This is a genomic window from Aedoeadaptatus ivorii (genome assembly GCF_900638585.1).
Taxonomy (GTDB): Bacteria; Bacillota; Clostridia; order Tissierellales; family Peptoniphilaceae; genus Aedoeadaptatus; species Aedoeadaptatus ivorii.
Genome location: NZ_LR134523.1, coordinates 1,573,914 through 1,587,771, shown reverse-complemented (window position 1 = coordinate 1,587,771; position 13,858 = coordinate 1,573,914). Strand labels below are relative to the sequence as shown.

The window sequence follows — 13,858 nt, the reverse complement described above, 5'->3', positions numbered from 1 at the left end:
ATTTCACTCCCGGTCTTTGGCTTTCGAATGTATTAACATATGCACATGTGGAACAATGCATTGCGGATAAAACAATCCACAAAGCTGTGGATTGTGGGGAATAAAAAAGTATAAACAGGGTGAACTTGTGGAAACTGTGCATAAAAAGACCCGATTTTCGTTCAAATTTCGGAAATGTATAGAAAAGCACAAGAGTTATGCACAAGATATCCACAAACTGTGCATAACTCACAAAGTATCCACAGCCCATTTTTTTATTCACAAGCTGTAAATAATTATACACAATCAAAAAACAGTTATCAACAGGTCGCCACATCTCATAAGGGCAACTGAATTTCACTATTTAGGAAAACAAGTTTTCCCGGGATAGACAAATAGAGTCGTATTTTTGCCCGAAATCGCCGAAAAACATTGACGAAATCCCTTCCGGTCCCTATAATATATAGAGTGTATTTTAAAAATAGGCCTTTTAGGCACTTTTATATCCCACAGGAGGAGGTGTAGCACTGTGAAGAGAACGTATCAACCGAAGCGTAAACAACGCAAAAGAGAACACGGATTCCGCGCTCGCATGAGAACCCGCGGCGGCCGTAAGGTCTTGCGCGCACGCAGATTGAAGGGAAGAAAGAAACTTTCCGCTTAAATTCATGGAAAAAAAGTATTTTATCCGTAAAGATCAGGATTTTAAAAAAGTGTATCGGAAGAGACATACTTTCGGGAATCGAAATTTTACTCTCTACGTAAAGAAAAACGGTCTGGACCATTCGAGGATGGGTTTTTCCATCAACAAAAAGGTGGGAAAGGCCGTTGTTCGCAATCTCATAAAACGCAGATTACGTCATCTTTATGGAGAGATCTATCCCCGCCTGCGCCCCGGCTACGATCTGGTACTCGTGGTTAAGGACAATGTGAGTGGATTGGATTTTCGGGGCATGCAATCCGCCTTTGAACATATCTTTCGCGTATCGAAACTCGCTCGGGGAGGGAAACATCGTGAGAAAAGCGGCGCTTAAGGCCATCCGTTTTTATCAGAACTACATTTCCCGCTATATCCTCGTCGGGGCGCACTGCCGCTTTTACCCGACCTGCAGCCAGTACAGTTACGAGGCTTTTTCTAAATATCCGTTCTTAAAGGCGCTTTATTTGAGTATAAGGCGCATTTTACGATGCCACCCCTTCCACAAGGGCGGCTATGACCCACTTCCATAGACTAGGAGGAAGTTTACTTGATTAATTTCTTAGCGGGACTGTTAGGAACCCTTCTGCGCGGCGTATACGATTTCGTATCGGCTATGGGTGCCGAGCCGAAGGCCATCTCCTTTTATGCCATCGCCATTGTTTTGACGACGCTGCTCTTCCGCTTCGCCCTCTTGCCGCTGAATATTATGCAGACGCGCAACCAGCTCAAGATGGCGAAATTGGAACCGGAACGACAAAAATTACAGAAAAAGTACGGAAACGATCCGCAACTTCTCGCGCAGAAACAGCAACAGCTCTATAAAGAGGCGGAATTCAATCCGCTGAGCGGCTGTCTGCCCATGTTGGTCCAGTTCCCCGTATTGATCGCATTTTATCGTATTTTCCAATTTCCCACGAAGTTCGCCTTCCAGGACGCCGGATTTTACGATGCGATTCAAAAGAACTTCTTCTTTATTCAGAGTCTGGATCATCCGGATCCCACCGGTTTGGCGCTCCCGATTGTGGCCGCATTCTTCACCTGGTTGTCTACCTATATAGTACAGAAGAACAATAAGGCGCCCTCTACAGAATCTTCGGAGCAGATGATGCGCACGATGAGCATAATGATGCCCTTGATGATTTTGATCTTTGCGAGAAGAATGGCCGCCGGTCTGGTCCTCTACTGGATCACCGGGAGCATTTTCTCTATACTGCAACAGATGATCAGCAATAAGGTCGTCGAGAAAGAAGCGGAGGCGTAGGTATGAGTTTTTCCATCCAATCGGCCAAGACGGTAGAAGAAGCCGTCGAAAAAGCCTTAGCGGAGTTGCGCATCGATCGCGATCGCGCGGAAGTTGAGATCATTGAAGAACCCTCGAAGGGATTTTTAGGGCTGATCGGGGGAAAAGACGCCATCGTCAAGGTTTCCGAGAAGATCGACAGCAAAGACATCGTCGATGCGATTTTGGGCGATGAGCTGACAAAGGACGCCGCGCCGGATCCGTCGGATACACAGAAGATGCGACCCGAACCGACCATCGTCGATACCCCATCGCCGTCTATCGATAGGGCGAACGAGGAAGGCGACGAAGAAGACGACGAGGAAGCGGAATTCGACGCAGAGGAGCGCCGGGAGGCGGAGTTTTTCGAAGACGACGACGAAATCGAAGCCTTTATCCGCGAATACGTCGATCAGATCCTCACCACGCTGGAGCTGGGTTATACCCTCTCGGTGGATTTTCGGGATCGAAATATCGAGGTTGCCATCGACGGCAAACAGGAAGAGACGGGCATTGTGATCGGCAAGCACGGCTCTACCCTAAACGGCATTCAAACGGTGCTTTCGGCGATGATCAACCAGCGCAGCCGGGAATTTCGGCGCGTGATCGTCGACTGTAGCGGCTATCGCAAAAAGCGCGAGGCCACTTTAAAGCGGATCGCCGGAAAGACGGCCAATAAGGTCTTAAAGACCGGCAAGTCCGCTAAACTCGAACCGATGGATGCCCAGGAGCGGCGCGTAATTCACGCCTGCCTCGCCAATGTAGAGGGCGTCCGCACCCGGAGCGAGGGAAAGGATCCGCATCGTCGGGTCGTCATTCATAAAGAAACATCTCAGCCTTCATAGTCTCTATGAAGGCTTTTTTATAGGAAGGTGATAGCGTGACCATTGCAGCGATATCTACGGCTAAGGCGCCGGCGGGCATCGGGATCGTACGGCTGAGCGGAACGGACGCGATTATAATGGGCGAGCGATTTTTCTCCGGGCGGGAATCTTTGTCGGATCCCGCCAACGACCGAAAGCTCCTCTACGGCCACTTCGTGAAGGACGGCGAGGTCTACGATGAGGTGCTGGCGGTCGCCTTTCGCGGCCCCCGCAGTTACACCGGCGAGGATATGGTCGAAATTCAGGCGCACGGCGGCAGCGTAGGACTCGAGCGTATTCTTTCCGCCTTTTTGGAGGCGGGTTGCGTGGGCGCAACGCCCGGGGAGTTTACCAAGATCGCGTTTTTGAACGGCAAACTCGACCTTACCGAAGCCGAAGGCATTATGGATATGATCGAGGCGGAGAGCGTCTCGGCCCAAAAACAGGGGGTTCGCCAACTCACCGGCGCTCTGTACCGCAAGATCGAAGGGTTTCGCGCGTCTCTAAAGGATACCTTGGCGCAGCTGGTGGCGGAGATCGACTTTTCGACCGAAGAAGTGGAGCCGGTGGGGGTCGAGGTTTTGATCGATACCGCGACGAAAATCCGCGAAGAAATGCAGCGCCTTTTGGAGACCTTTCATCGCGGAAAACTCGTCAAAGAAGGCATTGCCACCGCCATCGTCGGCAAGCCCAATGTGGGTAAGAGTTCGTTTTTGAACGCCCTTTTGCGGGAGGACAAGGCGATCGTCACCGAGATTCCCGGCACCACCCGCGACGTCCTCGAAGCGTCATATTCCCTAAACGGCATCCACCTGCGGGTGCAGGATACGGCGGGCATTCGCGAAACCGAAGACGTGGTAGAAAAATTGGGGATCGAGCGGGCGCTGAAGAGCATGGAGGATGCGGATCTGGTAATCGCGATCTTCGACGCCTCCAATCCCTTGACGGAAACGGACCTGAAAATTATCGAAGGCGTGCGGGACAAGCGGGCGCTGTGTCTGTTGAACAAGCGTGATTTGGGAAGCGCCGTCTCCGCCGAAGAAATGGAAGAATATTTTCCCGGTGCGGTGATCGAGACCAGTTTTCGCGAAGAAGAGGGCCTCGCTGCGGTGGAAGAAAAGATAGAATCGTGGTTTTTGGCGGGCGATATCCGCACGGACGACGTATTTCTCACTTCCCTGCGCCACCGAGACCTCTTGCAGGCGGCCATCGAATCGCTCGATAAGGGCATCGCGGATCTCGAAGCGGGCGTGGGGCTCGATCTGGCCGAGATCTATATCGAAGACGCCTTTACAAAGCTCGGCGAGATCACCGGGCAGACCGCCGACGAAGAGGTGTTGAACCACGTATTTTCCAAGTTTTGTATCGGCAAGTAAGGAGGGCCTATGGAATTTTTAGCAAAAGAGACCGATGTGGCGGTCGTCGGCGCGGGCCATGCGGGCTGTGAGGCGGCCCTGGCGGCGGCGAGGATGGGCCATACTGTGGTGCTTTTGACCATGAATCTCAACTCGATCGCCGCCATGAGCTGCAATCCCAATATCGGCGGCACGGGCAAGGGGCATCTGGTGCGCGAGATCGACGCATTGGGCGGCGAGATGGGAAAAAATATCGACAAGACCTTTATTCAATCCAGAATGCTCAATACCTCCAAGGGCCCGGCGGTGCACTCTCTGCGCGCCCAGGCTGACAAGTGGGACTATCATGCCGCCATGAAATCGGCGCTGGAAGACCAAGACAGGCTCCATCTTATTCAAGACGAGGTGATCACCTTTTCCTTCGAAGACGATGCCCTTTGCGGTGTCGTCTGTAAGAGTGGTGCGGTATATAAGGCAAAAAAGGTCATTCTCGCCACCGGCACCTATCTGCGGGGCCGCATCTTTATGGGCGAGGTCAACTATTCCGGTGGGCCCGACGGCATGCAGCCGGCGAATGCGCTAACGGATCGCATCGAGGCCCTGGGAATCCCCACCCTTCGCATGAAGACCGGTACACCGGCGCGGGTGCATCGGGATTCCATCGACTATACGCATTTGGAGGAACAAAAGGGCGATGCGGAGATTCATCCCTTTTCGTTTCTGAATTTTCAAAAAGACTATTCCGACAAAGAGCAGATTTCCTGTCATTTGACCTATACCACCCCCGCTACCCACGATATTATTCGCGAGAACATTCACCGCTCCGCCATGGCGCTGGGCGATATCGAGGGCAAAGGCCCCCGCTACTGTCCTTCGATCGAGGACAAGGTGGTGCGCTTTGCCGACCGCGATCGACACCAGGTGTTTTTGGAGCCGGAAGGCATGCACACCAAGGAAATCTACGTACAGGGCGTCTCCTCTTCCCTGCCGCTGGAAGTGCAGATTCGCTTGTATCGCGAGATCGAGGGGCTTTCGCACTGCGAATTTATGCGCCCGGCCTACGCCATCGAATACGATGCGATCGATGCGACCAAGCTGCATCGGTCCTTAGAGGTCATGGACGTTCCGAATCTCTATATGGCCGGTCAGATCAACGGATCCAGCGGCTATGAGGAGGCGGCGGCACAGGGTCTTATGGCGGGCATCAACGCGTCGTTGGGCATCGAAGGCAAAGAACCTTTGATCTTGGGCCGCGACCAGGCCTATATCGGCGTCTTAATCGACGACTTGGTGACCAAGGGCACGCGCGAACCCTATCGCATGATGACCGCCCGCGCCGAGTACCGTTTAACCCTTCGCCAAGACAATGCGGATTTGCGGCTGACCGAAATCGGGCGCGAAATCGGACTGGTCGACGACGCCCGATACGCCCTGTTTCAGGAACGAAAGGACGCGATCGAACGCGAACGGGAGCGTCTTTTGGGGATTCAGATCAATCCCACCGAAGAAAACTGCCGCATTCTGGCGACCCTCGGCTCTGCAGAGCTGAAAAACGCCATCTCGCTTTTGCATCTTATGCAGCGACCGGAGTTGAACTACGAAAACCTCGCCGTCTTCGACCCCCATCGACCGACGCTTTCCAAAGACGTGATAACGGAGGTGGAGACTGAGATTCGCTATAAGGGTTATATCGAAAAGCAGCAGGCACAAATTCAAAAGTCGAGAAAGATGGAGAATAAACACCTCTCCAAGGACCTGGACTATATGGCCATCCGCGGCCTCAGAAACGAAGCCAAAGAAAAACTAAGTAGCATTCGACCCGATTCCGTGGGCCAGGCGGGCCGCATCAGTGGGGTATCGCCGGCGGATATCAATGTATTGTTAATCTATTTGGAACAACAGAGAAGGGAGCGAGAAAGTGGATTGGACGACGCGTAAAGACACATTGGAAGCGTTCGGGTTGCCGCTACCGCTTTCGGCATTCGATCGCTATGCAGAGATCCTTTTGGAGTGGAATCAGCACACGAATCTAACCCGTATTACCGAGGAGCAAGAGATGATCGATAAGCACTTTATCGATTCCCTGACTCCGCTATTGCTCGAGGAAATGCAGGGCGACGGAAAGATTTTGGACTTAGGGACCGGCGCCGGCTTTCCCGGCATGGTGCTTGCCCTCGCCCTCCCCGATAGAGATGTCCATTTGATGGACAGCTTGAATAAGCGCATCAGCTTCTTGGACGCTGTGATCGAAGCACTGGGCGTTGAGAATGTAAAGACCTATCACGGACGTGCGGAAGAAGAAGGCCGCGATCCGGCCTTTCGGGAGCAGTACGAGATCGTACTCTCCCGCGCTGTGGCGCGGTTGCCTATTTTGGCGGAATACTGCCTGCCTTTTGTGGAAGTCGGCGGACATTTGATCGCCATGAAGGGCGCCGAAGGCCGCGAGGAAGTAAAGGAAGCCAAGCGCGCCATCGACATCCTGGGCGGAACCGTTGCCGAAATCAAAGAGATCCACTTGCCCGGCGGCGACGAGCGGAGCCTCGTGGTGATCGAAAAGAGCAAGCCGACGCCCAAAAAATATCCCCGCGGGGGCGGAAAACCCCGCAAAAATCCTCTGTAGGTGCGCCTATGATTGTCTTTGCCGTCGCCCTCGCGGCTCTTCTCTATCGTCTGTGGAAAGACAGAAGTATAGCGACGGGTATGCTGATCCCGATCCTGTGTTTGTGTGCCGCGTATTATGCGAATCTCTACGATTACTTTATTCCCTCGGTGAAAACGGGCGCTTTGGTGGCGCTGGTGTTATGTGTCCTTCTGTTTTTATATTTGTCCCATAAAGAAATGCGGGAATCCAAGCGAGAATATTTAAAGAAACGCCGTATCACCCGTCATAGATCGGGCGGAAACGAAGTCGTTGGCGCCGAAGAGCGCGAAAAAATCATCGTTAAAGATATGAAAAATAAAGAAGAGAAAGTGTTATACGTGCGCAAGGGAAAGAAATAATGTTCCATATGGAACACTATTGTTTCCGAAAACTGTTCCATATGGAACAAAACATATAGGCACCAGAGAGGAATGTTCCATGTGGAACATTCCTCTCTTTTTATTTGTCCCGGTATTTGATACTATGGGTAGGAAAGGAGTGGAATCATGGGAAAGTATATTGCTGTATTTAATCAAAAGGGAGGGGTCGGAAAGACCACGACGGTGGTCAATCTGGCGGATGCGCTGGCATTTGGCGGAAAGAAAGTCCTGATTCTGGATTTGGATCCCCAGGGAAACGCCACCAGCGGTTTGAACGTAGAAAAAGATCGGGAAAATATGATTTACGATTTTCTATTGGGGTCCGAAGAAGACCCCGTGGTGCATATCAAAGAAAATCTGGATCTCATCCCCTCCGGTTCCACTCTTGCGGGTATCGAAATCGAATTCGCGCAAACGGAAGGCTGGCAGATGATTCTCAAGGAACGCCTCAAACAATTGGAGGGCTATGATTATATTTTGATGGACTGTCCCCCGTCCTTGGGGATCCTCTCCATATCGGCCCTCGCCGCCTGCGACAGCATCTTGATTCCCGTGCAGTGCGAATACTATGCCTTAGAGGGCTTATCACAGTTGATGGAATCCATTCAGCTGGTGCGAAACGGTTTTAATCCTTCGCTCGAGATCGAAGGTGTGGTGCTTACTATGTATGACGGGCGTACGAATTTAAGTATGCTCGTGGTCGAAGAAGTCAAATCGTACTTTAAGGACAAAGTATTTTCGACGGTGATTCCCCGCAATGTACGATTGGCGGAGGCGCCGTCTTACGGGAAAAGCATATTGGATTACGACGCCAAGAGCCGGGGCGCGAAGGCCTATATCGCCTTGGCGGAAGAATTGATCGGGAGGGACGCATAATGGAGAAGAAGCGTGGTTTGGGTCGCGGTCTGGATAACTTTTTCAACACCGTGCCTTTGGACAGTAAGGAACCGGACACCTTGCCGATTACGGAAATTCGCCCCAATCCCGAGCAACCGCGCAAGCGATTCGGAGAAGAAGGGATTAAGGAACTCGCCCGCAGTATCGAGGCGGTGGGCGTTCTGCAACCGCTTTTGGTACAAAGGGAAGGCGAAGAAATTCGCCTGATCGCCGGAGAACGGCGACTGCGCGCCGCCAAGAGAGCGGGACTGGAAGATGTGCCTGTACGCTTTATCGACGTGAACGAGGAAGAACAGGACCGCATTTCTTTGATCGAAAACATCCAGCGGGAAGACCTCAATCCCATGGAAGAGGCGGAAGGCTACGAAGCGCTCCGAAAAAAGTACGGCTATACCCAGGAGCAGCTCGCCAATCTGGTGGGCAAATCCCGCCCCTATGTGGCCAACAGCATGCGCCTGATGAAGCTCGAGCCCGCCGTGCAGGAAATGCTCCGCAATCGGGATCTCACCATCAGCCAGGGAAAGCTGCTACTCGGCATCAAAGACGGCAGGGAGCAGATCAAGCGCGCACAAAAGATGATTCGCGAACAACAGACGATCGAACAGAGCCGCAAAGAGGCACCGCGGGAGCAAAAAATCTCGCCCTACTACCGGAGCATCGAAGAACAACTGATGGATCGATTGGGCACCAAGGCACAACTCAAGGGCAACGGCAAAAAGGGGCGCCTGGTGATCGAGTACTATTCCGGGGACGATCTGTCCCGCATCGTAGAGATGATTATGGGGGGAGAGCTGGATGACTAGAGAATATACATTTTTTATTACCGATGCCTTTACCGACCGCTCGTTTGTGGGAAATCCCTCGGGAATCGTACTCACCAAGGGCGATATGAGCGACAACGAAATGCAAAAGGCCGCGCGGGAGCTCAACCATCCCGAGACCATCTGCATCCGAAAGCTGGACCGCGATATTTACAGCGCCCGCTACTTTACGCCCACCGAGGAGATCAAGATCTCCGGGCACGCGGCCCTCGCCACTTTTTGGACCCTCGCCAAATTCGGCTACATCGGCAGCAGCGAATCGAAGAAAAAGGTGTTGCAGTATACCGGCGCCGGACCCCTCTGCGTGTATTTGAGTTTTCGCGGCGGCGAGGTCGACTTCGTCGACGTGCAGCTTCCCGAAATGAAGGTGACGAGCGCGGTCGAAGACTTGGAGGCGCTGGCGGAGGCCTTTGAGGTGGACGCGGACCATATCGGCACGGGAGATGTGAATTTAATTCCGGCAGTGGTCGACGGCGGCGTAGAGACGATGATCATTCCGCTCAAAAAGGCGGCGGATTTGCACGAAGTCTACCCCAAGCGGCGCAACCTCGCCATGCTTTCCGAAAAATACCACTGTAAGTCCTTTCACCTGTTTTACTACGACGAGGAGAAAAAAATCGTAGAGCAGCGGAACTTCTCCCCTTCGGTGAGTGTATGGGAAGAAGCGGGATCCGGCACCGGAAGCGGCTGTACCTATTTCTATATGAAAGAAAACGGAATTTTATCGGAGAACCGCCTCCGCGCCCGCCAGGGACAGGAAGTCGGCCGGCCTTCGGAGATCGAAGTCTCCGAAAAAGACGGCCACATATTCGTCGGCGGCACCGCGCGCATCGTGATGGAAGGGATTTTGCGCCTATGAAACTCGTCGATCTGCCCGTCCGTCGCTATATCGAAAAGGCGATGGACACCTCTTCGCTTCCGGGCGGCGGATCTGTAGCCGCCCTAAACGCGGCCTTGGCGGCTTCTCTCGGCATTATGATCCTAAAGCTCAGCCGCGTCGACGGCCCGGCTTCGGGCGCCCTGGCGGAGATCGCACTGGATGCCGAAGACAATATCGATGCCGACGGCCACGCTTTCGATGGCGTGCTCGCCGCCTTTCGCCTGCCGAAAGAGACGGAAAGCGAAAAGACATTGCGCCGTGAGGCCATTGAAAAGGGCTATATCCGCGCCATTGAAGTACCCATTTCGACGATGCGGGCGGCCGAAAAGATTTTGAATTTGCTCAATGATTGCAAAGCACAAATCACCAAAAACGCCGTCAGCGACCTCTATATCGCCGCCGATCTTGCCCTTACGGCCTTTCGCAGCGCGGGGTATACGGCGAAGCTGAATATCGACGCACTAAAAGACGACGCGCGCCGTCGTAGCTATGAAGAACGCGTGCAGACGGCGGCCGAGCAGGTGCAAGCGCTGCATGCAGCGATTCTCGTTTCGGCGCCTTTGCTCGATGATACCAGCCAAAAACAATAATGTTCCACGTGGAACAATAAAAAACACGACCCTGTGCCTACAAGGTCGTGTTTTTTAGAGCTGTCTGGGAGCTAGCGGCGAAACGCACGCTGATATCCGGCTTTTTCCGCGTCTTTGGCGGTGTCGAAGTAGATGACGTTTTTCTCGGAGATGTTGTCATATTGGGGATCGCCGGGCATATGATATAATTTACTGCGACGATTGCCCTTGGCGGGGCCTTCCTCGCCTTCGATATGCCACAAGCCCTTGTTCTCCTCCATGGCGCGTTCTTCCGCCGCCTGCAGGAGCGCCTGATGCCGTTTGTTCGGCGGGTAAAAGCGCTCGCGGGCATAGCCTTCGCGCACCAGACGGCAGTTAAAGAGGATGTCTTCCTTCTTCTTTTCGCTGCCCTCCGGCGGCTCGGTCCACACATAGGCGAGGCGGCGCCCATAGCGATCCTTGGGTTCCTCGTCGTATTCTAAGTACACTTGTTTTCCGGTGAGTTCCTTCTTCGTAAAGTCCGACGCTTCTTTTCCCCAAGGTTCTACGATGCCGTTGGGATGCACGGTTTCCGGCGTATCGACGCCGATCAGGCGCACGCGGTATTCTTCGGTATTTCGAACGACGATCGTATCGCCGTCGACCACGCGGGTCACGGTGGCGGCATCGGCCGGGCCGACGTCGTCACAGGAAAGCAAAGCGGCGGCAAAAAGTACGATACAGGTTATGATAATATTACGTAAATTCTTCATAAGAATAGTATAACAGATTGGAGCGGTGGATATGAGCATTCAAATTTTCGGCACCAAAAAGAGCAACGACACCAAAAAGGCACAGCGGTTCTTTAAGGAACGGGGCATTTCCTTTCAATTCGTAGATCTGATGGAAAAGGAACTGAGCTGGGGCGAATTCGACTCCATCACCGCTTCGATCGGCGGTTTGGACGCCTGGATCGACGAAAAGAGCAAGGACAAGGACGGCCTCGCCTATGTAAAATATGCCACCGAAGAAAGCAAAGAGTCCTATATTATCGACCATCCGGAAATTATGAAGCTGCCGATCGTGCGCAGCAAAAAGCGCGCCGTACTGGGCCATGCGCCGGATGTATGGAAGCAATGGGCCGAGGAAGAAAAATAAATAGCGCCCCGAAGGGCGCGAGAGGGGTATGCGGTCGCATATCCCTTTTTTTATGGAGAATGGCTTATAAAACGGTCTCGTCTTTCATCAGAAGCACAAAGGCGATGGCAAGAAAAAGCGCGGAAACCCATATGGTCTTCAGCCCCATATGGGAAAAGAGGAGTCCTCCCAAAGCCGCGCCGGTAAAAAAGACAAAGACGATATAAAAGACCACGCCGCTTTTTTTAAGATGGCTGCGCTTTTTGGTCAGCCGAAAGCCCGCCAGATTGTCCATGACCGTGCGCATATTGCCCACGCACATGGTGGTGGCAAAGCGGATGTCGGCGAATTCGCGAAAGGCATTGACCTGCATGCCGCAGGAGAAGGCCATCATGCCGTTGGCGATGTCGTTAAAGGCGACGGGGATCAACCCCACCGCGCAAAGAATCAGAATTTCAAAAAACAGAACCTGTTGCTGCCACTTGAGCTTTAGCGCCCGTCGCTTCAAAAATCCGAAGTGGGCGGACACATAGACCCCTAGAGCGAAGGAGAGGATGGCGAAAAGAAAGTGAAGGATCTGCGCCCCATTCCCCTCCACGACATTCAGCGCGAGGAGCACCACATTCCCCGTAAGGGCGTTGACGAAGACCTTGCCCCTAAGGGCATAGGAATAGCTGTCTTGCAGGCCGCCCGCCAGCGTCAGGAAGGTGGCGAAGATCAGCGATTCCGAGACTTCACGCCGCGCCATAGCGCTTCAGCCTTTCGAGCATTTCGCGGTAAATGGGGAGCATATGGTCTTCGGTGACGAAGGTTTCGAGGGCGCCTTCCGGCACCCATAGGCGATTTTTCTCCTCGACGAGGAGGGTATCTTCGGTCTTCCCGAAAAAACCGAAGGTAAAATTGATGTGAAAGTGCGCATCCACCGGCACGCCTTTTCGTTTGTGGGGCTTGACGGCCAATAGCTGCATGCCGATGGGCGCCTTTTTCGCCGGCTTGACATATTGTATGCCGGTCTCCTCGTACAGTTCCCGGAGTGCAGCATACAACAGGTCCTCCTCCGGCTCCACGTGTCCGCCGGGCCAGGACCAGCTCTTATAAATAGGATGGTAGATCATCAGCAGGGCGCCTTTTTCTCGATCGAAGACCATCGACGATGTGGTGTAGTGGTAGGGATCGGCGCGATCGGTGCCGATCAGTTTTCCATTCAGGCGGAGCAAATGTTCTCTGTCTTCCGCCTCTTGTGCATTTTGCGGTTCGTAGGTTTTAATCCAATCCATAGATTTCCTCCAATACGGGCCGAAACGCCGAAGGGATCGCATATTTTTCCCGAAGGGCGTCTACATCGGCCCAAGTGTGTTCCTCCGCCTCTGTAAATACCGCCTCGGCCGTCGCCACGACCACGGTAATCTCCCAAATCTTGTGGGTAAAGACGTGCTCGTAGCGCGTGCCGAAGCGGATTTCTTTGGCGACGATGGCGCGCTCCGCGAGATACTTCTCCACATCCTCTTTCTTCCACCGGCCGGGCAGAAGCGGAAAGCCCCAGAGCGAGGACAAGAGGCCCTCGGTCCGCTTTTCGACGAGGTATGCGCCGTTATGGCGTATGGCGAGGGCCAGGTACTGTTCCCGCGTCTTTCCCTTTTTCGGCTTTTTGTGCGGAAATTCCTCTTGCCGACCCTCTCGAAAGGCGATGCAGTCCGCATGGAGCGGACAGGCGAGGCAGCGCGGGCGCTTGGGCGTACAGATCTCGCTTCCCAGGTCCATCAGCGCCTGGTTAAAGTCCCCGGGCGCCGTCTCGGGGATCTCGGCGGCGGCGAGGGCGGCGATCTCTTTTTTGCCCGCCGTCTCGTCGATCCGCGCTTCTACCGCATAGAGCCGGCTAAAGATGCGAAGGAGATTGCCGTCTATGGCGGCGACCGGCTCGCCATAGGCGATCGATGCCACGGCGCCGGCGGTATAGGCGCCGATGCCGGGGAGGGTTTCGAGGGTTTTGGCATCCTTCGGCATGCCCTCTTTTGCGACGCGCATGGCTGCTTTTCGCAAGTTTTTGGCGCGGGAGTAGTAGCCCAATCCTTGCCAAAGTTTTAACAACTCATCTTCGTCGCTTTCCGCCAGCGCCTCGACCGTGGGGTAGCGTTCGATAAATCGTTCGTAATATGGAACCGCGGCCGCCGCGCGGGTTTGTTGGAGCATAATCTCCGATACCCATATCTTGTAGGGGTCTCGGGTATTTCGCCAGGGCAACCCCCGCTTGTGGGGGTTGTACCATTGTAAAATTTTTTCTGAAACAGACATGTTCCTATTATAACAAAAGGGGCAAAAAACGGCATATTGACGGTGTTCGCGGATCGTGTTATAGTTAAAAAACAGATATCATACAA

Annotated in this window: 18 protein-coding genes; 14 read left to right on the top strand and 4 right to left on the bottom strand. The window is 53.5% G+C overall.

Annotation, left to right across the window (positions count from 1 at the left end; translation table 11 throughout):
- Positions 1-508: 508 nt before the first annotated feature.
- The 13 genes from rpmH to EL294_RS07785 all read left to right on the top strand — a co-directional run bounded on the left by rpmH (position 509) and on the right by EL294_RS07785 (position 10,385).
- A complete protein-coding gene (rpmH, locus tag EL294_RS07845; protein WP_126466275.1) occupies positions 509-643 on the top strand; it encodes a 50S ribosomal protein L34 in 135 nt (44 codons plus the stop codon).
- 4 nt (positions 644-647) lie between these two features.
- Complete coding sequence (rnpA, locus tag EL294_RS07840; RefSeq protein WP_126466274.1) at positions 648-1,013, top strand: ribonuclease P protein component; 366 nt, start codon at positions 648-650, stop codon at positions 1,011-1,013.
- A complete protein-coding gene (yidD, locus tag EL294_RS07835) occupies positions 994-1,209 on the top strand; it encodes a membrane protein insertion efficiency factor YidD (protein WP_126466273.1) in 216 nt (71 codons plus the stop codon). The genes rnpA and yidD overlap by 20 nt, the downstream gene beginning before the upstream one ends.
- 17 nt (positions 1,210-1,226) lie before the next feature.
- Positions 1,227-1,940 carry a YidC/Oxa1 family membrane protein insertase gene (locus EL294_RS07830; RefSeq protein WP_232006477.1) on the top strand — a complete coding sequence of 238 codons (714 nt, stop codon included), beginning with the start codon at positions 1,227-1,229 and terminating at the stop codon, positions 1,938-1,940.
- Positions 1,941-1,942: 2 nt separating this feature from the next.
- Positions 1,943-2,803, top strand: a complete 861-nt coding sequence (gene jag / locus EL294_RS07825) for an RNA-binding cell elongation regulator Jag/EloR (RefSeq protein WP_126466272.1) — start codon at positions 1,943-1,945, stop codon at positions 2,801-2,803.
- Between the two features lie 35 nt (positions 2,804-2,838).
- Positions 2,839-4,197 (top strand): tRNA uridine-5-carboxymethylaminomethyl(34) synthesis GTPase MnmE, encoded by a 1,359-nt coding sequence (gene mnmE / locus EL294_RS07820; protein WP_126466271.1) that lies wholly within the window; start codon positions 2,839-2,841, stop codon positions 4,195-4,197.
- Between the two features lie 9 nt (positions 4,198-4,206).
- A complete protein-coding gene (mnmG, locus tag EL294_RS07815; RefSeq protein ID WP_126466270.1) occupies positions 4,207-6,114 on the top strand; it encodes a tRNA uridine-5-carboxymethylaminomethyl(34) synthesis enzyme MnmG in 1,908 nt (635 codons plus the stop codon).
- Positions 6,095-6,796 carry a 16S rRNA (guanine(527)-N(7))-methyltransferase RsmG gene (rsmG, locus tag EL294_RS07810; protein ID WP_126466269.1) on the top strand — a complete coding sequence of 234 codons (702 nt, stop codon included), beginning with the start codon at positions 6,095-6,097 and terminating at the stop codon, positions 6,794-6,796. The genes mnmG and rsmG overlap by 20 nt, the downstream gene beginning before the upstream one ends.
- Before the next feature lie 8 nt (positions 6,797-6,804).
- Positions 6,805-7,176 (top strand): hypothetical protein, encoded by a 372-nt coding sequence (locus EL294_RS07805; RefSeq protein WP_126466268.1) that lies wholly within the window; start codon positions 6,805-6,807, stop codon positions 7,174-7,176.
- Between the two features lie 147 nt (positions 7,177-7,323).
- On the top strand, positions 7,324-8,073 hold the full coding sequence (locus EL294_RS07800) for a ParA family protein (protein ID WP_126466267.1): 750 nt from the start codon (positions 7,324-7,326) through the stop codon (positions 8,071-8,073).
- A complete protein-coding gene (locus tag EL294_RS07795) occupies positions 8,073-8,897 on the top strand; it encodes a ParB/RepB/Spo0J family partition protein (RefSeq protein ID WP_126466266.1) in 825 nt (274 codons plus the stop codon). The genes EL294_RS07800 and EL294_RS07795 overlap by 1 nt, the downstream gene beginning before the upstream one ends.
- The gene (locus EL294_RS07790; RefSeq protein WP_126466265.1) at positions 8,890-9,774 is read left to right on the top strand and encodes a PhzF family phenazine biosynthesis protein; all 885 of its coding nucleotides are present in this window, start codon (positions 8,890-8,892) and stop codon (positions 9,772-9,774) included. Before EL294_RS07795 ends, EL294_RS07790 begins: the two co-directional genes overlap by 8 nt.
- Complete coding sequence (locus tag EL294_RS07785) at positions 9,771-10,385, top strand: cyclodeaminase/cyclohydrolase family protein (RefSeq protein ID WP_126466264.1); 615 nt, start codon at positions 9,771-9,773, stop codon at positions 10,383-10,385. The genes EL294_RS07790 and EL294_RS07785 overlap by 4 nt, the downstream gene beginning before the upstream one ends.
- Positions 10,386-10,456: 71 nt before the next feature.
- On the opposite strand, the gene EL294_RS07780 is transcribed toward EL294_RS07785, so the two are convergent.
- Positions 10,457-11,116 (bottom strand): thermonuclease family protein, encoded by a 660-nt coding sequence (locus EL294_RS07780; protein WP_126466263.1) that lies wholly within the window; start codon positions 11,114-11,116, stop codon positions 10,457-10,459.
- A 31-nt stretch (positions 11,117-11,147) separates the two neighbouring features.
- Here EL294_RS07780 and EL294_RS07775 point away from each other — a divergent pair, with 31 nt between their 5' ends.
- Entirely contained in the window at positions 11,148-11,501 is a 354-nt protein-coding gene (locus EL294_RS07775) for an arsenate reductase family protein (protein WP_126466262.1), read from the top strand.
- A 64-nt stretch (positions 11,502-11,565) separates the two neighbouring features.
- Here the strand turns inward: EL294_RS07775 and EL294_RS07770 are convergent, their stop codons facing one another.
- From EL294_RS07770 to mutY, 3 genes are read right to left on the bottom strand one after another with little or no spacing between them, the layout of a single operon-like run.
- The gene (locus EL294_RS07770; protein WP_126466261.1) at positions 11,566-12,228 is read right to left on the bottom strand and encodes a YoaK family protein; all 663 of its coding nucleotides are present in this window, start codon (positions 12,226-12,228) and stop codon (positions 11,566-11,568) included.
- The gene (locus EL294_RS07765) at positions 12,215-12,757 is read right to left on the bottom strand and encodes an NUDIX hydrolase (protein WP_164715274.1); all 543 of its coding nucleotides are present in this window, start codon (positions 12,755-12,757) and stop codon (positions 12,215-12,217) included. Before EL294_RS07765 ends, EL294_RS07770 begins: the two co-directional genes overlap by 14 nt.
- Positions 12,744-13,772, bottom strand: coding sequence for an A/G-specific adenine glycosylase (gene mutY, locus EL294_RS07760; RefSeq protein ID WP_126466259.1), 1,029 nt, complete (start codon positions 13,770-13,772; stop codon positions 12,744-12,746). Before mutY ends, EL294_RS07765 begins: the two co-directional genes overlap by 14 nt.
- Between the last annotated feature and the right edge of the window lie 86 nt (positions 13,773-13,858).